The organism is Cupriavidus pampae (assembly GCF_914271485.1).
In the GTDB taxonomy this organism is placed as follows: domain Bacteria; phylum Pseudomonadota; class Gammaproteobacteria; order Burkholderiales; family Burkholderiaceae; genus Cupriavidus; species Cupriavidus pampae.
On the sequence record NZ_CAJZAG010000005.1, the window covers coordinates 107,449 to 134,395 of the forward strand.

General features: G+C 61.9%; 23 protein-coding genes. 13 read left to right on the forward strand and 10 right to left on the reverse strand.

What is annotated here, in order from left to right; genetic code table 11:
- The first annotated feature begins 154 nt into the window (after window positions 1-154).
- Window positions 155-538 (forward strand): hypothetical protein, encoded by a 384-nt coding sequence (locus LDO41_RS13560; protein ID WP_223988913.1) that lies wholly within the window; start codon window positions 155-157, stop codon window positions 536-538.
- Between the two features lie 11 nt (window positions 539-549).
- Entirely contained in the window at window positions 550-1,359 is an 810-nt protein-coding gene (locus tag LDO41_RS13565; RefSeq protein ID WP_223988914.1) for an NYN domain-containing protein, read from the forward strand.
- Window positions 1,360-1,386: 27 nt separating this feature from the next.
- Here LDO41_RS13565 and LDO41_RS13570 read toward each other — a convergent pair whose 3' ends face one another.
- Window positions 1,387-2,325 carry a PLP-dependent cysteine synthase family protein gene (locus LDO41_RS13570; protein WP_223988916.1) on the reverse strand — a complete coding sequence of 313 codons (939 nt, stop codon included), beginning with the start codon at window positions 2,323-2,325 and terminating at the stop codon, window positions 1,387-1,389.
- Window positions 2,326-2,427: 102 nt separating this feature from the next.
- Between LDO41_RS13570 and LDO41_RS13575 the strand changes: the two genes are divergently transcribed.
- Entirely contained in the window at window positions 2,428-3,387 is a 960-nt protein-coding gene (locus LDO41_RS13575) for a GlxA family transcriptional regulator (protein WP_223988918.1), read from the forward strand.
- A gap of 21 nt (window positions 3,388-3,408) precedes the next feature.
- Here LDO41_RS13575 and LDO41_RS13580 read toward each other — a convergent pair whose 3' ends face one another.
- The gene (locus LDO41_RS13580) at window positions 3,409-4,293 is read right to left on the reverse strand and encodes a LysR family transcriptional regulator (RefSeq protein ID WP_223988920.1); all 885 of its coding nucleotides are present in this window, start codon (window positions 4,291-4,293) and stop codon (window positions 3,409-3,411) included.
- A 155-nt stretch (window positions 4,294-4,448) separates the two neighbouring features.
- On the opposite strand from LDO41_RS13580, the gene LDO41_RS13585 reads away from it, so the two are divergent.
- The 8 genes from LDO41_RS13585 to LDO41_RS13620 all read left to right on the forward strand — a co-directional run bounded on the left by LDO41_RS13585 (window position 4,449) and on the right by LDO41_RS13620 (window position 12,021).
- Window positions 4,449-5,009, forward strand: a complete 561-nt coding sequence (locus LDO41_RS13585; protein ID WP_223988923.1) for a carboxymuconolactone decarboxylase family protein — start codon at window positions 4,449-4,451, stop codon at window positions 5,007-5,009.
- Between the two features lie 52 nt (window positions 5,010-5,061).
- Window positions 5,062-5,877, forward strand: a complete 816-nt coding sequence (locus tag LDO41_RS13590) for an SDR family NAD(P)-dependent oxidoreductase (protein WP_223988925.1) — start codon at window positions 5,062-5,064, stop codon at window positions 5,875-5,877.
- A gap of 69 nt (window positions 5,878-5,946) precedes the next feature.
- Window positions 5,947-6,939: a Bug family tripartite tricarboxylate transporter substrate binding protein gene (locus tag LDO41_RS13595; RefSeq protein ID WP_223988926.1), complete on the forward strand. Its 993-nt coding sequence runs from the start codon at window positions 5,947-5,949 to the stop codon at window positions 6,937-6,939.
- Window positions 6,940-6,966: 27 nt separating this feature from the next.
- A complete protein-coding gene (locus LDO41_RS13600) occupies window positions 6,967-7,809 on the forward strand; it encodes an amidohydrolase family protein (protein ID WP_223988929.1) in 843 nt (280 codons plus the stop codon).
- A 29-nt stretch (window positions 7,810-7,838) separates the two neighbouring features.
- Window positions 7,839-8,795: an SMP-30/gluconolactonase/LRE family protein gene (locus LDO41_RS13605; RefSeq protein WP_223988930.1), complete on the forward strand. Its 957-nt coding sequence runs from the start codon at window positions 7,839-7,841 to the stop codon at window positions 8,793-8,795.
- 34 nt (window positions 8,796-8,829) lie between these two features.
- Window positions 8,830-9,840, forward strand: a complete 1,011-nt coding sequence (locus LDO41_RS13610) for a Bug family tripartite tricarboxylate transporter substrate binding protein (protein ID WP_223988932.1) — start codon at window positions 8,830-8,832, stop codon at window positions 9,838-9,840.
- A gap of 1 nt (window position 9,841) precedes the next feature.
- Window positions 9,842-10,516, forward strand: coding sequence for a glutathione S-transferase family protein (locus LDO41_RS13615; protein WP_223988934.1), 675 nt, complete (start codon window positions 9,842-9,844; stop codon window positions 10,514-10,516).
- 152 nt (window positions 10,517-10,668) lie between these two features.
- Window positions 10,669-12,021: a dicarboxylate/amino acid:cation symporter gene (locus tag LDO41_RS13620; RefSeq protein ID WP_223989611.1), complete on the forward strand. Its 1,353-nt coding sequence runs from the start codon at window positions 10,669-10,671 to the stop codon at window positions 12,019-12,021.
- A 21-nt stretch (window positions 12,022-12,042) separates the two neighbouring features.
- Here LDO41_RS13620 and LDO41_RS13625 read toward each other — a convergent pair whose 3' ends face one another.
- A complete protein-coding gene (locus LDO41_RS13625) occupies window positions 12,043-12,285 on the reverse strand; it encodes a hypothetical protein (protein ID WP_223988936.1) in 243 nt (80 codons plus the stop codon).
- 50 nt (window positions 12,286-12,335) lie between these two features.
- Window positions 12,336-12,605 (reverse strand): GTP cyclohydrolase, encoded by a 270-nt coding sequence (locus LDO41_RS13630; protein WP_223988939.1) that lies wholly within the window; start codon window positions 12,603-12,605, stop codon window positions 12,336-12,338.
- A gap of 344 nt (window positions 12,606-12,949) precedes the next feature.
- Here LDO41_RS13630 and LDO41_RS13635 point away from each other — a divergent pair, with 344 nt between their 5' ends.
- A complete protein-coding gene (locus LDO41_RS13635; RefSeq protein ID WP_223988941.1) occupies window positions 12,950-14,017 on the forward strand; it encodes a porin in 1,068 nt (355 codons plus the stop codon).
- Between the two features lie 117 nt (window positions 14,018-14,134).
- Here LDO41_RS13635 and LDO41_RS13640 read toward each other — a convergent pair whose 3' ends face one another.
- Window positions 14,135-15,673, reverse strand: coding sequence for a M20/M25/M40 family metallo-hydrolase (locus tag LDO41_RS13640; RefSeq protein WP_223988943.1), 1,539 nt, complete (start codon window positions 15,671-15,673; stop codon window positions 14,135-14,137).
- Window positions 15,674-15,762: 89 nt separating this feature from the next.
- On the opposite strand from LDO41_RS13640, the gene LDO41_RS13645 reads away from it, so the two are divergent.
- Complete coding sequence (locus LDO41_RS13645) at window positions 15,763-16,239, forward strand: RidA family protein (protein WP_223988945.1); 477 nt, start codon at window positions 15,763-15,765, stop codon at window positions 16,237-16,239.
- Between the two features lies 1 nt (window position 16,240).
- Here LDO41_RS13645 and rnk read toward each other — a convergent pair whose 3' ends face one another.
- From rnk to LDO41_RS13670, 5 genes are all read right to left on the reverse strand, one after another.
- A complete protein-coding gene (gene rnk / locus LDO41_RS13650; RefSeq protein WP_223988948.1) occupies window positions 16,241-16,660 on the reverse strand; it encodes a nucleoside diphosphate kinase regulator in 420 nt (139 codons plus the stop codon).
- A 356-nt stretch (window positions 16,661-17,016) separates the two neighbouring features.
- Window positions 17,017-18,576, reverse strand: a complete 1,560-nt coding sequence (locus tag LDO41_RS13655) for a methyl-accepting chemotaxis protein (RefSeq protein ID WP_223988949.1) — start codon at window positions 18,574-18,576, stop codon at window positions 17,017-17,019.
- A gap of 261 nt (window positions 18,577-18,837) precedes the next feature.
- Window positions 18,838-21,036 carry a metallophosphoesterase gene (locus LDO41_RS13660; protein ID WP_223988952.1) on the reverse strand — a complete coding sequence of 733 codons (2,199 nt, stop codon included), beginning with the start codon at window positions 21,034-21,036 and terminating at the stop codon, window positions 18,838-18,840.
- A gap of 114 nt (window positions 21,037-21,150) precedes the next feature.
- Complete coding sequence (locus tag LDO41_RS13665) at window positions 21,151-23,910, reverse strand: M16 family metallopeptidase (RefSeq protein WP_223988954.1); 2,760 nt, start codon at window positions 23,908-23,910, stop codon at window positions 21,151-21,153.
- 136 nt (window positions 23,911-24,046) lie between these two features.
- The gene (locus LDO41_RS13670; RefSeq protein ID WP_223988956.1) at window positions 24,047-26,926 is read right to left on the reverse strand and encodes an autotransporter family protein; all 2,880 of its coding nucleotides are present in this window, start codon (window positions 26,924-26,926) and stop codon (window positions 24,047-24,049) included.
- Window positions 26,927-26,947 lie beyond the last annotated feature (21 nt).

Genomic DNA, 26,947 nt, shown 5'->3' on the forward strand with positions numbered 1-26,947 from the left:
GATGCCACCGTGTCAGGCATCCAACACCCCACTGCGGACCTTCCAGTAGCAAGCCGCAATTTGCTAGGCTCGCAATCCTCGTGCAGCGATTGACTCGAGCCAGCCCGGCTCGGTGACCCGCCCGTCGCGATTCAAGGCCTACCGGATAACTACCATGCGCCTCGCACTCAAAACCCTTGGAATCCTGACGCTGCTCGCGATTGGTTTTGTCGGCGGGGCATTGACTGCCGGGGCGCGTCACTGGTTTCAACCACTCGCCCATATCACGATCAAGAACGACAGTGGCCAGGATCTCTCGGCGTTGACTCTCACCCACTCCTCGAGCCGGTTCACAAGCACCGTTTCACTGCCTGCACTGAAACAAGGGGAGAGCACGAACTTTCGCTTTTTTATCGCCGGCGAAGGAGGCTACAGCATCGAGGCCAAATTCCCTGATGGTCGTGTGATCAAGGGCGGGGCTGGCTATGTCGAGTCGGGGTATAAGGTAACCGACGTTGTTGGTGCTTCTAAAGTACAGAGCAAGTCATCATTTTATTGAGAGAACACGAATTGAACGACGAGGAAAACGGAAACGGCCGTTCCGTTGCGATCTATTGGGACTTTGAGAACCTTCACGCCGGACTCGTCGAGGCCAAGTACGGCGAAGGCGCCTACGCCAAGCAAGACAATCGCTTCAAGGCACAGGAGCCGTTGGTCGATGTGCAAGCCCTCGTTGAGTTGTGCTCGTCCTTTGGCACGGTCGCCATCAACCGCGCCTACTGCAACTGGCAGTTCTTCGGCCGCTATCGCGATGCCCTGCTGCAAGGCTCCGTTGAACTCATCCAACTGTTCCCGCCGGGCCCGTCCGCCAAGAACGGCGCCGATATCAAACTATGCCTCGATGCCGCGGAAGACATCGGCCGATTCGGCCATATCGGCACCGTCATCATCATCGGTGGCGATAGCGATTTCATGCCGATCTCGCAGAAGATCAAAGCTGCAGGGCGCACGCTTATCGGCATTGGCAACCGCAAGAACACGAACCGGCATTGGGCCAAGTCGTGCCACGAGTTCCGCTACTACGACAGCTTGATCGAACCGATCGAGGAAGAAACGCCGTCGACGACGACCGGTGACGTTGCCCCGCCCTTACCGAGCCCCGGCGCCGACATGCTCCGTCGCGCCATCCGCCTGCTGGCCGAGTCAAAGGGAGACGCCTGGGTTCATAAGGCGAGCGTGTGGCCCATGATCAAGCGGTTGGATCCAACGTTCTCCACGAAGGACCATGGGTTCACGAGCTTCAGCGAAATGCTGAAGGCGCTGGACACAGTCGTCGAAATCAAGAAAGGCGAAAAGGACCATCTGGTAAGGCTGAAATAGCCTTCTGCCCCATACCGGCGTCCCACGCTAGTCCAGCGATTGTGCGAACGTTTTCAGATACTTCATTCCTGTATCGCACATGATTGTCACGACGGTAGCCTCGGGACCCAGGCGTTTTGCCAAACGAAGCGCAGCGCTGACGTTCGCACCGGTGGATGTCCCACAAAACAGGCCTTCTTCACCGGCCAGGCGGAATGCCATGGCCCTCGCCTCGTCTGTGGAAACCGGCTCCAGCTCGTCGGCGATTCGCTCATGCCAGAGCGGCACGACATAGCCGGCCCCGATCCCGTCGATCTTGTGCGCGCCCGTGGGGCCGCCTGACAGGACCGCCGACTCGGCCGGCTCCACGCCAACGCAATGAATACGCGGGTCGAGCTCCCGCAAGCGGGCGGATATGCCGCGGAGCGAGGCACCGGTACCAACGCTGCCGACAAAACCGTCAATGCGGCCCCCTGTCTGACTCCAGATTTCGTCGGCCATCGCCGTGTAAGCGACGAGCTGATCGGTGTTCTCCATCTGTGCCGTGATGTACGCCCCCATATCGTCCGCGATGCGATGCGCTTCGTGGATCATGTCCTTGGTCAGCTTCTCCGTTTGCTTGCCATTCTCGCTAGGGACGATTGTCAGTTTTGCGCCCAACAGACGCATGTGGTCGAGCTTCTCCCTCGAGAACGCGTCGGACGATACAAGGTGGAGCGGGTGACCCTTGACCGAGCAAACCAAAGCCAGCGACACGCCGGTGCTTCCACCCGTGTACTCGACCACAGCGCCGCCAGGCTTGAGCCGGCCATCTCGCTCGGGAGCTTCGATCATCGCCAGCGCAATGCGGTCTTTCATGCTTCCGGTCGGATTCTGGCTTTCCAGCTTGATGAAGACTCGTGCGCTGTCGGACGGCACGACGTGACGCAGTTGCAGGAGGGACGTGTTGCCGATCGTATCAAGGATGGTTTGGGGCGACATATTCATGATTTCCTCATTGGATGCTCCGCAGTCTAGACGCCGACAAGCTCTCGATCTATAGTCGCAAATGACATAAATGTAGACATTTACGACACACGGAAGGAACAGATGAAAGTGGTCGTTTTCGCCCTCGACGACGTATTCGATTCCGGCATGGCGGTGTTACTTGACACGCTTGCCACGGCGAATGAGCTGGCGGCGTCGCAGGGCTTTGACAAGGCACCTTTCGACGTCAGGCTGACGGGCCTACGCAAGCGTGTCCGTACCGCTCTGGGATTCACGACCACGGTCGAGCCACTGGACGCCGTGCGAAAGCCAGACTGGATCGTGGTGCCGGCGTTGAACGCCAAGCAGGCGGACTCGCTCACCTTGCGACTTCAACGCCGTGACGTTCAGGAAGCGGTGGAGCATTTACAGCGTCGCCATGCCAATGGAATCAATATCGCGGCGGCCTGCATTGGTACGTTCGTGCTGGCTGAGGCCGGATTGCTGGACGGAGAGGAAGCCACCACAACCTGGTCTCTCGCTCCCTTCTTTCGACAAAGGTATCCGGCGGTAAAGCTCGACGATTCGCGGATGGTTGTCGAGTCCGGCCGAGTCGTGACAGCGGGGGCGGCGATGGGGCATCTCGATCTTGCCCTGTGGTTGGTCCGCCGCGTCTCCCCGGAGCTTGCCGAGCTGGTGGCGAGGTTCATGCTCATCGACAGACGAGCATCCCAGGCGCACTACATCATTCCCGACTACCTGGCACACTCGGATCCGCTGATCTCGAAATTTGAACGATGGATCCGTGACAACCTGTCCGGTGGATTCTCCCTTCTCGAAGTTGCCCATGCGCTAGCCGTCCATCCAAGGACATTACAGCGTCGTACCGAGGCCATACTGGGCAAGTCACCTTTGGAGTTCGTTCAAGACCTCCGCATCGAGCGAGCACGCCATCTGATCTCCGCGGGACATAATCTGGAAGATATCGCGGCAGAAGTCGGATATGCCGACGCAGCGACGCTACGCACGTTGCTACGCCGAAAGTTGGGCCAAGGAGTGAGGGAGATTCGAAGGCTGAAATAGCCTCCGCATCGACCAGAAACATCAGCCCACCCCCAACACCCCTAACGCCCTCTCCACCACCGGTGATCGATTGGCCGTCTGCCACACCACCGAGTACTCCGCCTGTGCCGGCTCTCCCGCCAGCGGTTTGAGCACGACGCCGGGCAATTGCGAGCGCTCTGGGGTTCGGGGTACCAGCGATACGCCGCGGCCTAGCGCCACCAGGCTGGATACCGACAGCAAATGCCGCGCGTAGTGCCGCACGTTTGGGCTGAAGCCAGACCGCAGGCATGTCGCCACGATCAAGTCGAAGTACGCCGGCGCGCTTTCGCGTGGAATCACGATAAACGGCTCGCCTGCCAGATCCGCAGGGTCGATCCGCTTGCGTTGTGCGAGCGGATGTCTCTCCGGTAGCGCCGCCACCAGCGGCGTGTGCGCGATCGGATGAATGCTCATCTCTCCAGCACCGCTCGCACCGGGCGATATCTGCGCCAGTCCGAGATCGATTCGGTCGTGTCGCAGCGCCTCGATCTGCTCCGAAGATCCCATCTCTTCCCATACCGTCTCCACGCCCGCCAGATTCCGTTCCAACCGCGCGATCAGCTTCTCCATACCGATGTACAGCAGTGCCGCCACAAAGCCAATCCGCAACGTGCCGGTCTGCCCCTCCTCGGCGCGTCGCACCACCTCGCGCGCCATGTCGGCCTGTCCGATGATCCGCCGCGCCTCCTGCACTAGTGCGCTGCCCGACGCCGTCAGCCTCACGCTGCGCTTGTTGCGGTCGAACAGCATGACGCCCAGCTCTGCCTCCAACTGCTGAATATGCTTGGTCAACGGCGGCTGCGAAATACGCAGCCGTTCAGCCGCGCGGCCGAAGTGTAGTTCCTCGGCAAGCGCGAGGAACATTCGAAGCTCACGGATTTCCATTATAGGTCTCGCAAAAAGATGCGGCAAATAGGAGGCAAGGCAGTAATTCTATTTCGGAATTACTGTGCTCCGGAAAAGATATTGGACGATGACATCCGCACTCATCAGAATGCACCGGCAGACAACAGACACAACACAAAACGATCCGGAGACATATGACCAGAATCCGCCCCCTCAAGCCCGAGGAGATGACCGAAGACCAGCGCGCCGTGCACGCCGCCATCGTGGCAGGGCCGCGTGGCCAGGTTCGCGGGCCGCTGGCCGTATGGCTCCATCGGCCAGGCCTTGCCGCCAAGGCACAGGCGCTCGGCCAATACTGCCGTTATGACTCTTCGCTGCCCCAGCGGCTCTCCGAGCTGGCCATCCTCGTGATGGGCAAGTTCTGGCGTGCCGAGTTCGAATGGTGGGCGCACAAGCCCATCGCGCTGAAGGCCGGCATCGACGAAGCCGTGGTGGAAGCCATTCGCACTGGCATCGATCCCGTCTTTACTCGCGACGATGAGGCCATGGTCTATGCGGTAACTCGCAGCCTGAACGAGCAACGCAACATCCCCACCCCGCTCTATGAACGCGCGGTGGCCGTGCTCGGCCTCGATGCGGTGATCGATCTGGTCGGCGTGGCCGGGTACTACACGCTGATCTCCATGACGATCAACGCCTTCGAGGTCATGCCACCCGACGGCACGCCGCTCGAACTCGACCAGCCTGCGTGCTGAGCGTGCACATCGATCGTTCACCAACACATCATCCGCATCAGGAAGCATCAACATGTCGAATCAGAAGAATGGCAGGCTCGCAGGAAAAGTCGTACTCGTGACCGGCGCAGGCTGCATCGGTCCTGGCTGGGGTAACGGACGCGCGGTGGCCGTGCGCTTTGCCGAAGAAGGCGCGAAGGTTTTCGCCGCCGACAAGAGCGCATCGGCCATGGAAGAGACAATCGAACGCGTGCGTGCCATCCCCGGCGCGGAGATCGAGCCCCACACGTGCGATGTGACGCAGGCCGCCGAGGTCAAAGCCATGGTCGATGCCTGCGTGGCGCGCTTTGGCCGCATCGATATTCTCGTGAACAACGTCGGCGGTTCCGCACGCGGTGGCCCGGTAGACCTCTCCGAGGAAGCGTGGGACACGCAGATCGACTTCAATCTGAAGAGCATTTTCCTGACGTGCAAGTACGTGCTGCCGTTGATGGAAGCTCAAGGCGGTGGCGCCATCGTCAATACGGCGTCCACGTCAGGCATTCGATGGACCGGTGCCGCGCAGGTGGGTTATGCCTCCGCCAAGGCCGCTGTGATCCAGTTCTCGCGCGTGGTCGCCGTGGAGTACGCGAAGAAGAATGTTCGTGTGAACACCGTCATTCCTGGCCAGATGCATACGCCGATGGTGGAAGCACGCCTGGCCGGCCAGCGCGCGGGCGGCAATGTCGATGCACTGCTAGCGCAGCGTCAGGCACGCATTCCGCTGGGCTTTATGGGCGATGGGCGCGATACCGCCAACGCCGCGCTGTTCCTCGCATCGGATGAAGCTCGCTTCGTCACGGGCACAGAGTTGGTGGTTGACGGCGGCATGAGCGTACGCTGCGACTGAACGCGCAGAGTCCACCAGCTGTTCCATAGAGACAGCGGAGCAAGACAACAACAGGGAGACGACGCTCGCATGCTATCTATCCAATTCAATCGTGCGCTAGTCCGTACGCTGGCTGCATCGGCTACGCTCATTGCACCGATGTGGCACCCCGCTCAGGCCGCGACTTACCCCGACAAACCGGTGCGCATGGTCGTGGCATTCTCGCCCGGCGGCCCGACGGACATCATCGCACGCGTGATCGCGCGCAAGCTGGGTGAGCGCCTCGGCCAGCAGGTGGTGGTGGACAACCGCCCCGGTGCGGGCGGCAATATCGCGGCGGAACAGGTCGCAAAGTCACCGGCCGACGGCTACACGCTGCTCTATAACAGCTCTTCGATCGCGATATCGCCCGCCCTGTTTCGTAATCCGAAGCTGAACCCGACCGAGATCTTCACGCCCGTGGCTTACGTTGCCACCGTTCCGCTGGTGGTGATCGTCAACGCGGCGAGCCCGATCAAGACGCCGGAAGACTTTCTTCGGGAGCTTAAGGCAAACCCGGGCAAACTCAACTTCGGGTCTTCAGGCAACGGCACCATCGACCACCTGACCAGCGTGCTGTTCGCGGCGAAGACGCATACGGCGTTCAACCATATCCCCTACAAGGGCAACGCCGCGGCGCTCCCAGACCTGCTGTCGGGGCGGCTGGATTTCATGATGTCGGGCAGCCTGAACGCCGTGCTGCCATTCATCAAGGATGGCAAGTTGCGCGCCATCGCCGCGACCACGCGTCAACGTGTCTCCGTGCTGCCTGACACGCCAACGCTCGCCGAAACCATCGTGCCGGGATTCGACTCGGGCACGTGGCAAGGCATTGTCGCACCATCACGCACGCCTGCCGATGTGGTCGCCCGGCTGAACCACGAGATTCTCGCCGTGATGCAGGACCCGGACGCGCTGGCCGCGCTACGCGCGCAGGGTGCCGAGCCCACCGGGGGCACGCCCGCCGCGTACGGGCAACTCATCAAGACCGAGTACGCGCGCTGGACGCAGGTAGTGAAGGACACCGGTGCGCGCTCGGATTAAAGCTTCCCTCTTCTAACGAGACCCGGGATGACTACACGGAACCATGACGACACGCCGTCACACGACGGTATCTGGGATTGCCACACGCATATCTTCGGCCCTTATGCCGAACACCCACTGCCTCCAGACGCCGTCTATCGCCCGCCCGCGGCACCCTTCTCCGCGCTGCGCGCGCTGCACCGCGCGCTCGGCATCTCACACGGTGTATTGGTGCAGGGCGCCTGCTACGCGGATGATCACGATGCGGTGTTGACCGCGCTAGACGGCGCCGACGGCAACTATCGCGGCGTCGCACTGATCTCGCCCGATGTGGACGAGGACCACCTGCATCAGATGCACGCACGGGGAGTGCGTGGCATTCGCCTGGGATTGATGTCGCATCTCGGCGGCAAACCCGATGCCGGTCGCATGGTCGCTCAGCTCGAACGCATCCAACCCTACGGTTGGCATGCGCTCCTGCACGGAGAGGTCGGCGATGTGGTGGAGGCACTCGATGTGCTGGCGCCGCAAGGGGTCACGCTGGTAATCGACCATATGGCGCGCGTCGATGCGGCCAAGGGCATCGACTATCCGGCATTTGCCGCGCTGGAACTCTGCCTTGCGTCGCCCAACATCTGGATCAAGCTGTCCGGCGCGGATCGCATTACAGGCGGCGCGGCACCCTATGAGGCGGCGCTCCCCATCGCGCGCCGACTGCTGGCGGCCGCGCCCGAGCGCGCTATCTGGGGCACGGACTGGCCGCATCCCAATATCGCTTACCCGGTGCCCGATGAAGGCGTGCTGCTCGCCTGGATTCGCCGCGTATGCGAGGAGGTTGTTGGCAGCGCGGACGCGGTGCTGCGCACCAACCCACCACGCCTGTACGCATGAACCGCATGAACACCTTCCCCGGATCGATCATGAACACCATCCCCACTATCGCAATGCCCACCGGGCGCTATCCCGATCCGGCCGTGCAGGTTCTGGCGCCCGCGTTCGAGAAGTACCGCCTGGCACTCGCCGCGGTCGAACGTATCGCCTCCGGTTCGCGCTGGGCCGAAGGTCCCGTCTGGTTCGGCGATGGCCGCTATCTGCTCTGGAGCGACATCCCAAACAACCGCATCCTCAAGTGGGAAGAGGAAACCGGCATCGTCAGCGTCTATCGTTCACCGTCGGGCAACGCCAATGGCAACACGCGCGACCGGCAGGGCCGCCTTGTCAGTTGCGAGCACGGCGGCAGGCGCATCACGCGCACCGAGTACGACGGCAGCATCACCGTCCTGATGGACAGCTTTGACGGCAAGCGCCTGAACTCGCCCAATGACATCGTGGTCAAGTCCGATGGCTCGATCTGGTTCACCGACCCGCCGTTTGGCATCGCAGGTTATTACCAGGGCGAGCAGGCGCCGCAGGAACTGCCGGAGCGCGTCTATCGGCTCGACCCCATCACGGGCAAAGCGACCGTAGTGGCTGACGATATCAGCGGGCCCAATGGCCTCGCGTTCTCGCCCGACGAACGCACGCTGTACGTGATCGAGTCGCGCGCGCGGCCGCGCCGCATCCGCGCGCTGGCCCTCGACGCAGATGGCAAGCGCCTCGATGACAGCCGCGTGCTGATCGACGCGGGTCCCGGCACGCCGGACGGTTTTCGTGTGGACGTCGACGGCAACCTCTGGTGCGGCTGGGGCATGGGCACGCCAGAACTCGACGGCGTGCGCGTGTTTTCTCCGGAGGGCGAGACCATCGGGCATATCTCGCTGCCCGAACGTTGCGCCAACCTCTGCTTCGGCGGCCGCCATCGCAATCGACTGCTGATGGCGTCCTGCACCTCCATCTACTCGCTGTACGTGAACACACAAGGTGCCGCGGGCGGTTAAGCGCCACGCCGGCACCCTATCAGGAGACATCGTCATGCCTATTCGGTACACGCGCCGCGGCGCCATGTCCGCGCTCGCCCTCGCGCTCGCCCTCGCGCTCCCCCTTGCACTGCTCGCCCTCGGCACGCCATGGATGGCGTCGTCAGCCAGCGCGGCGCCCATCACGCGGCTTGTGGTGGCCTTCCCCGCCGGCGGCCCAGCCGACACGCTCGCGCGCAGCCTCTCGCGCCAACTCGAGGCCGAACTTAAGCAGACCGTGGTCGTCGAGAATCGACCCGGCGCGAATGGTGCCATTGCCATCAACGCTGTGGCCAAAGCGCCTACCGATGGCTCCGTACTGTTTCTCACCAGTGCGGGTGCCATCGTCATCAACCCCGCGCTGTATCCGAACCTGCCGTACGATCCGCAGAAGGACCTGACGCCAATCTCGCTCGTGGTGAACACGCCGGAGGTGCTGGTGGTCAAGCCAGACGACACAATTGCCAATGCCGCCGCGTTCGTCAAACGCGCACAGGCGGCCGGCAAACCGCCCAGCCTGGCTTCCACGGGCATCGGCAGCATGCCCCATATGACCATCGAGCTGTTCAAGGCCGCCACGCACGTGAACTTCCTGCACGTCGCGTACAAGGGTGCGGCCCCGGCAATTACCGACACGCTCGGTGGGCAGGTGGATGGGTTCTTCGGCGACACCTCGGGACTGATGACATACATCACGTCGAAGCGGCTGAGGCCGATCGGCGTCGCGGCCCCGAAACGCCTCCCCTTCCTGCCCGATGTGCCAACGCTTGCCGAGCAAGGCATCGCCAATGTCGAGGCCAGCAACTGGTATGGACTGATGGCACCGGCGGGCACCGCACCGGATGTGGTCAAAAGGGTCAATGACGCGCTGCGCCGCACCCTGGCCGCGCCGGAGGTTCGCAAGAACCTCGACCAGCTCGGTCTGGAGCCCGCGGCAGGCACGCCGGCGGAGTTCTCCGCCATCATCCGCGCGGACACCGCCCGCTGGGCCAAGGTGATCAAGTCTCAGAACATTCGCGGAGAATGACATGACGACAGTTATCGCTCCAACCGACGACGCCTTCAGCCCTACGGCGGGCGCAGGAGAGCTTCGACTGTGCTGGTCGCCACGCTCGCCCTTCGTGCGCCGCGTCATGGTGGCCGCGCACGAACTCGACCTCGCCGGCCGCATCACGTGCATCGACACCGTGGTGGGAATGACGGGCTGCCATGCGCAGCTGATGCGGATCAACCCGCTCAACAAGATCCCCACGCTGATCACCGACGACGGCTTCGTGCTCTCGGACACCACGCTGATCTGCCAGTACCTCGACGGCGTGGCGCCCTCGCCGCGACTGTTTCCGCAAGCGCATGCCGCGCGCATGCAATCCATGCGCTGGCACGCGCTTGGCCACGGGCTGACCGATCTGCTCGTGCTGTGGCGGAATGAACGGTTGCGCCCGGAGGAACAACAGCACCGGCCGACCATCGCCGCGTGGCGTGCCAAGTTCGCCGCCACACTGGCCACGCTCGATGGCGAAGCCGGAAGGCTTGCCGACGCGCCGGTTTGCATCGGTCAAATTGCGATTGCCTGCGCGGTCGGCTATCTCGACTTCCGATTCACGGATCTTGGGTGGCGCGACGGCGTGCCAGCGCTATCGGCATGGTTCGCGCAGTTCGAGCAGCGCGCATCGATGCAGGCGACGTTGCCGTCCGCAGGATAGCGCGACCGGCGCGTCATGCTCAAAGCGTGAAGATGTCACTTTCGTCACACGATCGACTGCTGTAGGGGTGCGTCACGCTTGCTTTCCAGTGCCAATGTTGTTTCCTTGGTAGGTGAGCGAGCGGTAGCGACTCAAACCCAGCGGAGACGATGATGGACAAAGACCCCCACCCCAAACCTCTCTACAAATCCCTCTACGCTCAGGTCATCACCGCCATCATCATCGGCGTCATTCTTGGCCATTTCTACCCACAAACTGGCGAGGCGATGAAGCCGTTGGGCGACGGCTTCATCAAGCTGATCAAGATGGTCATCGCGCCGATTATCTTTTGCACGGTCGTGGTGGGTATCGCCGGCATGGAGGATATGAAGAAGGTCGGCAAGACGGGCGGGCTGGCGCTGCTTTACTTCGAGATTGTGAGCACCATTGCGTTACTGGTGGGTCTGCTGATCATCAACATCGTCAGACCGGGCGCCGGCATGAATGTCGACGTATCAACCCTCGACACGAAAGCTGTCGCCGCGTACACAGGCCCGGGAAAGATGCAGGGCACGGTGGATTTTCTGATGCACGTGATCCCCAACACGGTCGTCGATGCCTTTGCCAAAGGCGAAATCCTGCAGGTGCTGTTGTTCGCGGTGATGTTCGGCTTTGCGCTGCATAAGTTCGGTGGTCGCGGCACACTGGTGTTCGACTTCATCGAGAAGCTGTCTCACGTGCTTTTCACCATCGTGGGCTACATCATGAAGATCGCGCCAATCGGTGCATTTGGCGCCATGGCCTTTACCATCGGCAAGTATGGTGTGAGCTCGCTGCTGCAGCTTGGTCAGCTGATGGCCACCTTCTATGCGACATGCCTGCTTTTTATCTTCGTTGTGCTTGGCACCATCGCACGCGTGCATGGCTTCTCGATCTGGAAGTTCATCAAGTACATCAAGGAGGAACTGCTCATCGTGCTGGGCACGTCGTCCTCCGAGTCTGTGCTGCCGCGCATGATGGCCAAAATGGAGAATCTGGGAGCCCGTAAATCCGTGGTCGGACTGGTAATCCCCACTGGCTATTCGTTCAATCTGGATGGCACCGCCATCTACCTGACCATGGCCGCGGTGTTCATTGCCCAGGCCACCAACACCGATATGAGCATGACGCAGCAAATCACCCTGCTGGTCGTGCTGCTGCTGACCTCCAAGGGTGCCGCCGGGGTGACTGGCAGTGGTTTCATCGTACTGGCGGCCACGCTATCTGCCGTTGGGCATGTCCCGGTAGCAGGGTTGGCATTGATTCTGGGCATCGACCGCTTTATGTCCGAGGCGCGCGCACTGACGAATCTGATTGGCAACGGCGTTGCGACCGTGGTCGTGGCCAAATGGACCGGCGACCTCGATATGGAGCGCTTGCATCGGAGGCTTGATGCCGAGACGGACGCGGAGGCCGACGAGCCAGAAGTGGTTCTGGACGAAGTAGCAACGCGCATGACGGCCGCGGATACGACCGTGCGCCGGTGAGTGCGGCGCACGGCGGGGAAGCTACTTCCCCTCTTCCGGCACGTTGTAGCTCGCGCGCAGCTGCGTTACGTACGGCTGAATCGCCGCGAGGCATGCGGCGCAGTTGCCGCCTTCCATTGTCGAGAGCTTCCAGTTGCAGCCTTCGTCGTCCGCGGCATGCCAGCAGACGTCACCGAAGCAGGAGCCTTCGCATTCCGGATGTTTTGCCTGCTCGGCGCGGAGCATGGCACGCAGTTCAGCCTTGTTCTTGATCTGTCTTGACATGATGTCTCCCTCTTATTGTGGTGAATCAATGCCTGCGACAAGGTCAATATCTACTTCGCCTTGACGAAGGTGGACATGCCATCGATGGCTTCCCGCGCGGAGGTCAACGCCAGCGTGATGGCGGCGTGCGGGGCATCTGCGAACTGCTGGATTTCAGGCGGGAGCAGGCGCTGTGAACCCATTCCCGTACTGACCTGCGTGATGGTTACGGTAGCGAGAAAGCGCGGGTGGACGACGTCGCCGCCGGGGAAGGCGTCGGGTGCCTGGCGTACCTTTGCGGAGACCTTGAAGCCTTTGTAGATTGCATTGTTCTGAGACATGGCGACCTCCTGTTATCGGCGAGCATACGCTGTTATGAGGGGGCGCGGCGAAATACCTTTGGGCGCCGACATCCGTTCCTTGCGGCGTGCCTTTGTATCTGAAACCGGCGCATTTGAATCGTTATGTATCAGAGATGCCGCCGCGTCTGATTTTCGCGACATAACGTATCGCGATTTGCCCAAATTCCCGCCGTTTTTCTGCATTTTGCTTGAGCGACGTGGCACTCCTCTTCTAGCATCCTCGACTCACATCAAGCCATTGATGTGTTTCTGACTTGAATTGAGATTCGCCTTGCGTGCTGCCAAAAAATGCGCGACCGGATCTGCCACAGGGAATAACTACAATGAAAACGATCATCCTGCCGCTCGCGGCGGCTGCCTGCGCCATGTGCGCGGCACAGGGTGCCTTCGCCCAATCCACGCCGACCGGCGTCACGCTCTACGGCATTGTCGATGGCGGCGTGGAAGTTGTCACGCATTCGCCTGGCGGCAACGGCGGCACGGCCGCACGCGTCTCCTCGGGCAACATGTCGACGAACCGCTGGGGCCTGCGCGGCGTTGAAGACCTCGGTAGCGGTTTGCGCTCGATTTTCGTGCTCGAGAGCGGCTTTGAACTCGACACCGGCGTGTCCGCGCAAGGCAATCGACTGTTTGGCCGCCAGGCGTATGTCGGGCTGCAGAACCAGTACGGCGCGCTGACGTTCGGTCGTCAGCAGACCGCCATCTACGAGATGTTCGGCGCGTTCGATGCGTTCTCGACCAACGCGCGCTATTCGCTGTCCGCAGTGGATGCCGCGTTCAACGGCCGCGCTGACAACGCCGTCAAATACAAGGGAAGCTTCGGTGGGTTGACGACCATCGGTTACTACAGCTTTGGCCGCAACAACGATGGCGAAGTGCCGGGCTCGCCCGAGACGTCGCGCGACGTTGGCGGTGGCGTGAGCTACAGCGCCGGCAATCTGCAGGTGGGTGTGGCCTACGACCAGTATCAGGGCAACACGCAGGCGATTCGCCAGCGCAACGCCAAGCGCCTGGCTGCCGGTGCCAACTACACGATCGGACAAGTGAAGCTGTTCGGCGGCTATCGCTGGCTGCAGGACCAGGGCGCCGATAGCGCCACGGCGATGGGCACGCATACGAACCTGTACTGGCTCGGCGCGAGCTATCAGCTGACCGGTGCGTTGCAATTGCTTGGTGGCGTGTATTACACCGACCAGCGTCATGGCAATCAGGATCCGCTGCTGGCGATCGTGGGCGCGGACTATGCGTTCTCGAAGCGCACCGACGTCTATACCAAGCTCGCGTTTGCACGCAACCGCGGCAACTCGAACCTCGGTGCAGCCGGCGTGGGCACCGTGGTGCCGGATGAAAACCAGACGGCGTTCACCGTTGGCATTCGCCATCGCTTCTAACGCGATGCTGAAGCGATGCTGATGCGCTGCTGATGCGCTGCGCTTGAACGAGTACTGAGTGAAATGACCCGTCACGGCGTGATTAACGTCGTGGCGGGCCATCTGCATTTGCGGCCGTTAGAACGGCTGCGTCAGCAAGCCGTGCAGCGTGCGAATGCCGTTCGTATAGTTACCGAGTCGCAAATTTTCGTTCGCCGCATGCTGGTTGTTGTCCGCGTTGACCAGCGGCACGATCACGAACGGGACCTTCAGCACCTCCACAATCTCTGCCGTGGGCACGGTGCCGCCCATCATGCGGATGCGCACCGGCTCGGGGTTGGTGCCAAACGTGCCCGTGATGGCCTGATAGGCCCACTTGGCCACCGGTGAGTCGATCGGCGAGCCCGCCGCGTTGCCGCCTTCGCTCTGATACGTGAAGCTCGCGAGCTTGTCGTAGCGCGCGCGATCTTCATCGGTCGGCGTGCCCTGCACCAGATGGTAGCCCTGCTTGACGATGTGCTGCTCGACCAGTTTGCCGAGGTATGCGGCATCCGAATCGGGCGTGGTGCGCAGATCGAGTTCCGCTTCCGCCTTGTCCGGCACGATGTTCGCCACCTTGTCGCCGATTGCTGCGGCGCCCATGCCGCGGACGTTCAGCGAGGGATACTGCATCGCTTCCTGATAATTGGCACCGACCTTGTCCGTCTGCGCGATACCAAGGCGACGTTTGAGGGCTACCTCGTCGTCCGGCACGGCCGCCATGATCTTGCGCTCCGCGTCACCGAGCCGCACCTTGCTATAGTAGCCGGGGATGGTCACGCGGCCGGTGTCGTCCTTCATCGATGCCAGCAGCGTTGCGAGCCGCTGCGCCGGGTTGGGCGCGTAGTTGCCGTAGTGACCGCTGTGCAGCGGCGACTTCGGTCCGAACACCACCAGCTTGGCCTTGGCCGCGCCGCGGTTGCCGAACACGAGGGTCGGGCGATTCGTGGCATGCATCGGGCCATCGTGAATCACGATCGCATCGCAGGCCAGCAGGTCGCGATGGGCCTGCATGACCTTGGCGATCGACGGCGAGCCCTTCTCCTCTTCGCTGTCGAGAATGACCTTGACGTTGACCGCGGGCGCACCGCCGGCGGCTTTCAGCGCGTCGATGGCGGCCAGCATCATCATGATCGGACCCTTGTCGTCCGAAGACGAACGGCCGAACACTCGCCATTCGGGGTCCACCGCGCCCGCAAACAGCTTCGCGGAGTCGATCTCCTCCCAATTGCCATTGGCCGCCTTTTGCTTGAGCACTGGCGTCCACGGACTCTTCTGCGCCCACTGGGCGGGAATCACGGGCTGGCCGTCCAGATGCATATAGAAGAGGACGGTCTTGCGACCCGCCTGCTTGCCCGGGTATTCCGCGAACAGCATCGGCTTGCCGTCATTGTCGAGAGACTGCGTCGCAAACCCACGTTTGCGGAACGCTTCCTCGAGCCAAGTGACATTGCGGCGAATGTCCTCGGGAACGATCGAGTCGTTCGGGATGCTCAACAGATCAAGATATTCGCGGTAGCTCGCCTGGGCCTGTTTCTGGGCGATGTCAGGCGCCAGCGAAGCGGCCTGCACCACGTTGACGCTCAGACAGGCGGTGGCAATCAGCAGTGCGAGTTTACGGACAGGTGTCGGGCTCATTCTCTTCCTTGTTGTAGTGGGTGCAAGTAAGAGCATAAAGCCAAAATCGATTACGCTTGACTCTTTCGACAGCGCCGGTGAAGGTACCTATGACAAGAGACGACAAGCTGCGAGAGATCGCGGCGGAGTTCGGATTTAATCCGGACGAGGAAATCAAGATCGGTGGAAAGTACACGCCCATTCTGGTTGATGGGAACGTCGCCTACATTGCTGGCCAGATCCCGCGAGTTGGGGAAACGGTGCGCTTCGTTGGCGTAGTGGGCGATTCCATTTCGCTCGACGAGGCGCGTCGTGCCGCAGGGACTTCGACGCTGCGCGCGCTGGCTCTGATCAAAAAAAGCTGCGGAACTCTCGACGCCATACAGGCGGTGCCGCGCATCACCGTCTTTGTGCGAAGCGCGCCGGACTTCACGATGCAAAGCGAAGTCGCCGACGGCGCGTCCGACGTGTTGTATTCGGTGCTTGGCGACGTCGGCATCCACACTCGCACGTCCGTTGGTGTACTTCAACTACCCAAAGGCGCGTCGATAGAAGTGGATTTTATTTTTACGCTGCGGCCCGCGTAGATCAGATCGTGTATTCGCCGTGCGCTTCGGGCTGGTAACCGATGGCTGTCACGACGAGCTGCTGTGCACGGCCATCCGGCAACTGAAATCCCACTGTCTGACCGGCATGCACGCCTAATAGCGCGCCACCGACGGGCGACAGTACCGAGATGCGACCGGCATCGTAATCGGCGGAGTCCGGATAGACGAGCGTCCATTCGCGCGGCGTCGCTTCGCCTGCCAGCATGCATGTGACACGCGAGTTCATGGTGACGATATCGTGTGGGATGTCCTGCGGTGGCACGATCGTGGCGCGCGCGAGCACGTGGTCCAGCATCTCCGCCATATGAGGAGCGCCAGCCCGGCTGGCAAGACGCTCGAGGCGGACGACATCCAATTCGGTAAGAAAAAGCGAAGGGGCGGCCTGGTTCGTGGATAACATGGCATTCTCCTGCGGGCGAGCGCATTGCGCCGTGCGCGGATGTCGAAAGCCGGGCGCGGCGACGGGTCAGAACAGAGGGTCGGTATTCAACGTTGACGTACCGGAGCGGGTATTGCCGGATGCCCGGCCCCGCTCAGAATCCCAGTGGGGGATCAGTAAGTCGGGGACCGGGCTCCGTCAAGCGGAGCGCTGACCTGGGAGAGAACGATTGCCATGGCACACACGCGTGTCGACAGCGTTCGCGCGGGGCGAACGACCGTACTCGACAGCGATGGGTATGCGTGGTGCATAGGGCGACGGACTCTGAGAAAGTGAGGAGCGAACCAGGCCGATGCTAGCACATCGGCGCCAGGTGCTTACGCGAATTGGCCTGCGGTCTTGAAGTACATCACATCGTCCTTCATGCCGACTGCCTGTTCGCGCAGAGACTGTGCTGCAGCGGAAGACTCTTCGACCAGCGCCGCATTTTGCTGAGTCACCTGGTCGATCTGGGCAATGGCAAGACTCACCTGTTCGAGGTTCTTGCTTTGCTCGTCGGATGCCGCGGAAATCTCGCTGATGATGTCTGAGACGCGTGCGATTGCCGTGCTGATCCGCTCCATTCCAGCACTGACATGCTCGGCCTGGCGAGCGCCGACTTCCACCTTCCCAGTCGACGTCTCAATCAGCTCCTTGATTTCCTTGGCTGCGCCAGACGCCCTTTGCGCGAGCGATCGTACCTCGCCGGCGACAACCGCGAAGCCTCTACCTTGCTCACCAGCACGTGCCGCTTCGACTGCAGCATTGAGCGCCAGAATATTCGTCTGAAAGGCGATGCCTTCGATCATGCCGGTGATCTCTGCAATCTTCCTCGACTCGGCACTCACCTCATTGACAGTCTGCACCATCGCGGCCACATCGGTGCGCCCGGACTCCGTCATCTCTCTGGCACTTCCCGCGAGGGAAGTCGCCTGACGCGCATGCTCGGCATTCTGATTCACCGTTTCCGTCAGTTCAACCATGCTGGCTGCAGTCTGCTCGATCGAAGCAGCCTGCTGTTCAGTGCGGGAGGACAGATCCATATTGCCGGATGCGATTTGTCCGGCGGCGCTGGCGACTGCCACGCTGGCCGTTCGGATATTTCCGACCGTGCCACCGAGCTTGTCGTTCATGTCCTTCAGGGACTGCAACAGCTCACCAGTCTCGTCCGTGGACGTCACCACGATGTCGCTGGACAAGTCACCATCGGCCACGCGACGCGACACGCTGACGGCCTGTGCCAGCGGACCGCTGATGCTGCGCGTCAGGAAGTACGCACAGATGATCCCAAGGACCAGGATGAGTCCTTCGAGCACGAACAGCAGCGTGCGGCTTTGAGCGGCAACGCCATCGATCTCCTTGGCGGTATCGTCAATGGTCCGTCGCTGCATTTCCACCAGCTCGCGCATGGCGCCCTGATAGGCGTTTGCCGCCGGGGTGAACACCTTGTCCAGAAGACGCGTGGCTTCATCGACATTGCCAGCAGCCTTGGCCTTGTTGATCTCATCGCGAGAACTCAAGTAGGCCTTCCGAAATTCGCCGAGCTTGCCGAACAGCGCCTTTTCTTCCTCGCTGGAAAGCAGGGTCTCCACCTGTTTCTGAAGCTCGCCTGAGCTCTTGGACGAAGCCACTGCCTCTTCGGCGAAATATGGGCCCAGCGCGGGATCACTACTCTTCGCGATCGCGCTAGTACGTCGGATGCCCGATGCCAGATTGGCATACCAATCGCCAATCAGTCGCTCCTTGAGGAGCGGCACCTTCATCATTTCGCGCGTCGAAGCTGCAACGTTGTCGAGCCGCCAGATGGCAATAGCAGTAATCGCAATGGAAAATGCCAAAATCAAAGCGAAGCCAAGTGCCAGTCGCTTGCCTATCTTCATGTTGCCGATGAACGCCATTTTTCCCCCGTTTCCCCTACGCCGTCAGCGATAGGTCCTATTTGGTTTTTATCTGCCCTGCCGCGTAGTTGACGCGCAAGGTGAGCACTGTCGATTGCAGAACGGCTTTCCAAATGAGGTCCTTAACCCCAACTTTAGTGGGGTATAGATCGTGGCCAGATGGGATCGCTAACGGCGAGTGGCCAATGGGATACAAAGGGGCCTCGGGCCGCTCCCCGGGAAAGGGAGCGGCCCGCTTGCTTACTTGCTTGCTTGCGTCTATCAGAACTTCGAAGGCTCGTTCGTCAAATCGGTCAGTTGATTCGACTTCAGATCGATCGAGAAATGACGCGTCGGTGCGCCGTTGGCGAGTTTCAGCAGGATGGCCATCAACGGCTTGAACCGGGCCTGATACAGCGCGGCCAGCGTGTTGTTGTTATTGACCTGATCGCCCGTCAGCGTGATGCTCGACGACGTGGCCTGCAGTGCCTGGGCGACCAGCTTGTACTGACGCGCACGCGCTTCGGGGATATCTGCGAATGCGAGGTCGCCGGCGTTGGCCAGGCGCACAAAATCGCCGGCCAGATCCAGTGCCTTCCATTGGTCGAAGTCCGCGAGTTGCATGCCGTTGGCCTGCGCCAGCGCGCTTGCCTTGGCTTGTGCCGCGGCATAGTCGGTCGCGTACTGCGGATTGGCAACGCCGGTGCCACCCGCTTCGGCGAGGCAGTTGAAGAACGCCGTCGACAGGTTGTTCTTCGTGCCGGTATTCGCCAGCTCCTTCAGCGTGACCGTGGTCTGCAACTGCGACAGGATCAGCATGTCCGACCCCGTCAGCGGGCTCTTGACGAGCTCGCGCATCTCGCAACGCCAGTCATCCTTCAACAAGCGCAGTCGCACCAGCTCCGACATATAGCGCGTATTGAAGTCCGCGTAGTTCGTGGCATTGAGAATCGACGCGTCCCACAGCTCGCCGCCGCCCGGGATCATCGCCGGGAAATCGGTGAAGTAGCGGTGCTCTTCGCGATAGTGCTCGAACAGTTCGTCGTAGCGCGGCACGTTGTCCAGCCGGACCGTCTGCACATCGATCACGTCGTTGCGGCCAATCGTCAGCACCTTGTAGGCCGGCACGTAGGCCGCCATGGACGGTGCCTGGATATTTACCAGCGCGTGCTTCGCATCGTAGTTGCGCACACCCGTGTCATTGAAGTGCATATGCCCACCCACGTGCACCTGCAGTCCAGTGTCCGCCAGCGCGCGCGTCACGTCCTCCTTCGGGCGACGCACCATCTGCATCTTGCCGGCGCCGAGCAGCGCAATGATGTCATCGGACGCGCCGTTGAAGAACTCGCTCATCGGGAAGTGGCTGAACGCCACGACCTGCTTGCCCGCGGCCTTGCCACGTGCCACGACATCCGTCAGCCACGTAATGACGTGCTGCTTGTGCGTGAGCATCATGTTGTAACCCGCATCGCCCGAGCCATTGAAGTCGTTCTGGCCGGCGCCGGTCGGCACATATACGTTGGCATCGATCCCCACGAGCCAGATGCCTTCCACGGGCTCGACCAGATAGGTGGTATCCGGCACCATCTTGCAGAAGGTGTAGGCCGGCTTCTTGTAGATGCCGCCAGTGCCCTCCTTGCAGATCTCGTATTGGCGATTGGACCAGTCGGCTTGTTGCAATGCCGTCTGCAGCGAGTAATTCGCCTGCGAGTATTTGCTATACGGCGTTTCGAAGTAGCGGTTCGATGCCTTCGGCATCAGACCGTGTTGTTCGATCGCGTTCATGATGGTGGCGTAGCCGCCTTCCTGAATCTCCTCGGTGCAATAGCTGGTATTGACCTTGGCCCACTGGCCCGAATAACCGGTCGAGCAATCGGCATTGCCACCGCGGCTGAAGATCGGTTGCGGAAAACCTACGCGACCATTGGTGGTGTCGATACCCAGAAAGTCCGTCTTGCCGCCAGCGCGCGCGAGTGGGCGGTTCGGATCGTGATTGCCGGGAGCCGCAAAGAACTGAATACCGTATCGCTCGGTGTACTGATCCAGCACCTTCTTGAGACCGCGCATGTGAACGGGCTGGCCATCATCGGAGAAGTCGCCGGGCAGCGCGATCAGCTTGATGCCACGCGCCACTGCGTCGTCGAGCGCGGCGAGAAACGCAAAGTAGTTCTCGTTGAACAGGCGCGTCGACGTCATCTGCGCCTGCATCAGGCGGATGGTCGCGTTACGGCCAGACTTGCTGTTCGGCACGCCAGGAAAAGAACCATCCTGAAATGTTGCGTACACATCGTGGAAATGAATGTCCGGCATAAAGGCGACTTGGGTCGTCACCACTTGAGCCGGCTTGTCCGGCGTCTGCGGATTGCTCGCCGGCGGAACACCCGCGTTGGTGTTGTCATCGCTGCCGCAAGCGGCAAGCAACATCGACGACGCAAGCGCTAGCGCGGCCAACGGACGGAGTAACGGATTCTTTTGGGTCATGCGACTCTCTTGTTCACATCTTCTGACCTGCGCGGTTGCACCCTTCGGGCGCAGGGGCTCAAAAAGCCAGCCGATGATAGAGAGCGAAAGTGACGTAACGGTGACTCTATGTTTCTAATGTTCGTCGAGCGCGCCAGCGAAGACCGTGGTCACGCGTTTGGGGTCGATGTACTTGCGGATCGCCGCGTTGACCGAGCCGACCGTGGCCTTGCGCACGCGCTGCGCCTGCTCGGCCGTGAAAGCCATGGTGTGGCCGGCGTACAGCTGATCGGCTAGCGTCTGCGCCAGCACGCTATCGCGCGTGAGACCGATGATGGCCTGCTCAACCAGGCCGCTCTTTCCATCGGCCAGCTCCTGCTCCGTAACGCCGTCCCTCACGAAGCGCGCCAGTTCCTCGCTGGTCGCGCGCTTGATGCGCGCGAGGTTGCGTGGCGCGAACGAGGCCCGCATCGTGAAGCTCCCCGCCGTGTCGATTGCGCCTACCTGCAGCGAGCTGCCCGCCGAATAACTGATGCCATCGCGTTGGCGAATCCGTTCGGACAATCTGCCACGTAACGGATTGCCACCATAGATGCGGTTGGCGATGGCGAGATCCGCGTAGTCCTGAGAGGCCGTGGTCATGGAGATCGGCATACGGGCAAGGTAAATCGCACTGGCGTTGTCGGTGGTTTGCACGGTCAACGTCGCCGGTGCAATCGCGCGATAGGGCCGATCGATGCGGGTGTAGGGCTCGGGCGCGTTCCAGTCTCCAAACAGACTTTCGAGCTGCGTTTTCGCGACATCCACGTCGACGTCCCCCACCAGTGCCAATTGCGCGTGGCTGGTGCCGTAGAAGCGCCGATGAAAATCGCGGACATCGTCGATACTCGCGGCGCTATAGCCAGCGATGCCCTCCTTCTGATCCGCGACGTGGCGCGGGTCGCCCGGCACATAGGGGCTACCGTGACGATCCATCGTGACGGTAGCCAGCGTGCCAGGGGCATTACCAGAGCGTTCAATCTCCGCGATGCGGATCTGCTTGATGTCGTCCAGTTGACGCGGGTCCAGCGTGGGGTTGCGCAGGATGTCACGCAAGACGGCGAGAAAAGCGGGAAGCTGATCGCGATGTGTCTCGAACTGAATCGTCGTGCGATCGGCCTGCGCGCTAATCCGGACCGTGGACTTAAGCATGGCCAACGCATCGGCTAATTGCTGCCGGTCGCGAGCACCCGCGCCGCGCATCAGCATGGCAGCCGTCAATGCCGCGGCGGGCGCTCTACCCTTGAGGCTGTCGACGGTACCCATGTTCAGCATCATCACGCCGGTCACGGTGTTGGCGCGCGTTGGGCGACTGAGCATGGATAACTTCATGCCATTGGCGAGCGTGAAGCGCTGCGTGTGCGCCTCGATGTTCTCCGGCGTTGGGGCGAACGGTGGCGGTGGTGCTGCTACGGGCTTGCCGTGATAGCCATCGAGCAGGCGCGCGAGATCGACCGGCGGTGGCATCTCCACGCGTTGAGGTTGATCCACCAGGATCAACCGGCCCTCCGTGCGATTCGCGCGCCGCAGGTATTGCGCGGCCACACGCTGCAGATCCTCCAGACGTACGCTCTCCACGCGATCGCGCAGAAGAAACAGCAGGCGCCAGTCTCCCCAAGCAATCGTTTCAGACAATTGAAGGGTCAGCGTATCGGGGTTCTTGAACGCGTCCTCGATGGCATTGCGCATCTCAACGCGCACACGTTCCAGCTCGACCTCCGAGACCGGACGCGCGGCGAGCCCTTCCACCTGCTCGACCAGCGCGTCGCGCGCCTGGTCCAGCGATTGCCCTTTGGGGACTTCGGCGAGGAACAGCACCGTGCCGGGGTCGCGCATCGCATCTATCGATGCGGACACGCTGGCGGCCTTCTTCGTTTCGACCAGAGTCTTCTCCAGTCGCCCGCCGGATGGCCCCGCGAACACCTGAAGCAAAAGCCACATCGGCACAGCATCGGGATGCGCGGCCTGCGGCACGTGATACATCTCGCCGATAAGCTGCGTGTCGCCGGGCCGGCGCAGTGTCACGAGGCGCTCTCCCTCCTGCGCGGGCTCGGCCGTGACCGCGGCAACCGGCGTGCGCGTAGGACGTGGAATCGGGCCAAAGTAGGTGGAGATGGTGGCGAGCACCCATGCGGGGTCGAATGTGCCGCCGATCACCAGCACCGCGTTATCGGGTTGGTAGTGGCGTTGATAGAACGCGCGCAGCAATGGAATCGAGACGTTCTCCAGATCCTTGCGCGTGCCGATCGTGGCCTTGCCATAGGGATGCCAGTTGTAGGCAGCGGCATTCATGGCCTGAAGCATCACCCTATCCGGCCGCGTTTGCCCAATCTCCATCTCGTTGAGCACCACGGGCATTTCGCTGCGCAGGTCGGCCGCTTCGATGCGGCTGTTCACCATGCGATCTGCTTCCATGCTGAGGATCCAATCGAGATTGTCCTCACTGGAAGGAAACGTCGCGAAGTAGTTGGTGCGATCGACCGAGGTGGTGCCGTTGGCGATCATGCCGCGACGGGCGAATTCCTCACGGAGCGCAGTGGCGGTCAACCTGCTGGTGCCCTTGAACTGCATGTGCTCGAGCAGGTGAGCCATGCCGGCCTCGCCCAGGCCTTCATCCCGACTGCCAACGAGGTATGTGATGTTGACTGTCGTACGGGGAATCGCGTCGTCCGGCGCCAGCAGGATGCGCAAACCGTTGGGCAACCGGTATTCGGTAACGCCCTCGACGGAGGTGACCCGCGTGTACGACGCGTCGGTGGTGTCTGTGCCCGCCGTTGTAGCCGACGCCGCGAGGACTGAACTTGCCCCTCCCAATGTGAAGATGCAGGCAAGCAGCAAGCTGATCGCTCGACACACGATGGCCCTCCCCAAACGCTGCGGAATCACACTCTGTCGAGTGTGCGGGCACGCCTCCGCAAAGGGAATTTAGTTTTTTCAGCGCCGTATTAACTGGATTTAGCGCCACGCCCCGGAGGGCGCGGCCCGACTACGCTTACCACTTCACACGGAAGCCCAGCTTGGCGCCGATCGCGTTGCTATCGCCAAAGTCCTGCAGGCTGGTACGCGCCAGCAGTTCACCGTAGACCGTATAGCGGTCATCATCCCAGTTCAGCGATGCACCCACGCCGAGTCCTGCCCATAGTGCCTGCTCCTTGCTGACCACGCTCAGATTCGAGACGCGGGCCGCTGTGCCGTTCAGGAAGTCGTAGTACAGGTTGGAGATGCCGTACACGTGCGAGCGACGCGTCTTGCCATTGCCGGCAGTCCACTTGGTTTCGTGATCCAGCGACACACCAAGGCGCGACACCAGGCTATTGCCGTTCTCGCGCGATACCGTCGCACCGTACTGATCGGTGAACGCATCAAAGCGGACCTGCGACCATGCCAGTTGCGCCTGCGGCGTGACCGACCAGTCGCCGCCCAGCGGCAGTCGATGACCGGCTTCCACGCTGGTAGCCACGCCGTTGCCGCGATTGCCATTGGCCAGCTTGGTGCTCAGCGTGGATGAGCGGATATCGGTGTCGTACCAACTCACCGTGGCACGTGCATCTACGTAGGCGCCATTGGTGCCGTACCACGTGGCCGTAGCGCCCACGCCGTAGCCGGTGGCATCGATCGACCCTTGCCCGAACATCGACGAGACATTGGAGTTGGCAATGCCGTAGTGGAAGGTCGGACCCACCACCAGCGTGCCGGCCTGATTCTCGACGACCGGTGCATCCACACCGCCCTCGAACTTCCACATGCGCACGTTGTAGCTGGCGGCGGTCGTGCTGGTGGAGGGATCGATATGGGTGTTCGACCCCTCTACGCGCGCCCAGGCACCGCGGCCGATGATTGGCTTGCCGGCATCCTGCTCGGCTTGCACGGCGGCACTGGGCGACCACGAGCGGTTGCCCACGCGCTGCTGAAGCGTGCCGAGTTCATTGAAGCGTTGCAGTACGCTGGCGTACGCCTCGTACAACGGCACGGTTGGCGCCAGCAGTGGCGTGGCGGCGGCGGCTGCGGGGGTCGTGGCCGAATTGCTTGCGGACAGCGCGTCGGACACGGACGACCGCAGATACCAGTCACCGTCGGTCGGGGTGGCGACGCCGTTCTTGACCAGACGATACGCATACGCGCCTGCCACCACGGCCTGCTGGCCCTGGAACGTGTAGTCGCCCGCCAGCGTGAAGGTCGCGTTGGAAGCGCCCTGCACGTCGATTACCTTGATGCCTTCCACGGTAAGGGCTCCGTTGCCGCCAACCTTGACGGCGCGGATCTGGCTGGTGCCAGACGTGTCCCCGGTCACCACGAGGCGGCCGGAGGGCGATGCATCGTCGCCGAACACGGTGTTCACACGCACCGTGCCGCCATTGCCAACGTAGTTGCCGGCAACGGTCAGAACGCCCGAGCCGCCGCCCGGCGTCACCGTGCCGCTGTTCGTGACGTTGCCGAAGATGGTGCCGGTACCGGACAACGTGCCGGCTGCGGCAACCGTCACCGGGCTCGTAATCGAGCCATCGACGGCCAGCGTGCCGAGGTTGATCGTAGTCGGGCCGGTGTACGTGCTGGCCGCAGACAGCGTCGTTGTGCCGGTACCGTTTTGCGTCAGGGCGCCGACGCCAGAGACGACGCCGCCGTAGGTATAAGCGTCGGAGCGATTGAACGCGAGCGTGGCGCCTGTGTTGACGACGACATTGCCAGCGAGACTGCCGCTGGTGCCGCCGTTACCGATCTGCAGCGTGCCCTGATCAACGGTCCATGGCGCGGCAACCGTGCCGGTACCGGTCAGCGCCCAAGTGCTGGTGCCGGTCTTGACGAAGGTGTCGAAGAATCGGTACTGCGCGGTGTCACCGATCGAGGAGACGTCGAACACGCTATCGGTAGCGCCGCCGAGACGGAAGGTGTCGTTAGCGCCCGAACCCGCGACAACGTTGCCGACGATATTCGAGCCCGCGCGCAATTCGAGCGTGGCGCGGCCCGCGCCGGTGGCGAACTCGATCGCATTGGCGTAGCCGGTGCCCGCGCGAATGGTGCCGGAGTTGATCACCGTGAGCGTTCCGGTCGCCGACGACACGGCTACTGCCGTATTGCCAGCACCAGCTTCGAGCAGGCCAAGATTCTCTACCGTAGCGGTGCCACCACCCTGCGCAACTACAGCGCGGCCTCCGGTCTGGCCGACGCCGCCGCGAATAGTCCCCTGGTTAATCAGGCTTCCGTTAAGGGTGTTTGTGAAGGTGACACCCGCTCCTCCAGAACCACCGTTGCCATCGCCCCCGACGATCAGCCCCGTAGCCGAGTTCACGAGGGTAGCGCCAACGCCGAGTTGCACGCCGGCGCCGCCATTGGCAGCCGTCGCGTTACCTCCCTTGATCGAACCATTGTTGACGAGGTCTGTGTTGTTCAACACCGAAATCGCCGAGGTTGCCGCCGTGCCAGCTACCGTCGAGTCGCCCCCGGTAACGGTGCCATTAATGATGGCGGTCCCGCCACCGGACAGAAGCATTGCGTTTGCGCCGGCGTCGGCGGCGGCGGCGAACGTCCCGTTGAATGTCAGTGGATACACGGCGGAAGTGCCGTAGTTGCCGAGGCTCCCTGTCTTGGTCAAGACGAAGCCATTGGTATCGATGGTGATCGGCTTGCCAGGCGCGCTGGTGCCCCACACCCCGCTCGGCAACGTGACATTAGCGCTGAGGCGGATGGTGGCACTGCTATCCGGATCCGCATTGGCAGCTGTGACGGCCGCTTGCAACTCGGCAAGGCCGGAGGCGAAGTACTCGGCCGCCGATGCGCCAAGCGGAAACAACAACGCGACAGCAACGGTAATAGAAGACGCCTTCGGCGCGCGCCGGTTGGCACGCGCAATTCCACGACAAAAATTGGACTTCACTGACTACCCCTTATTTGTATT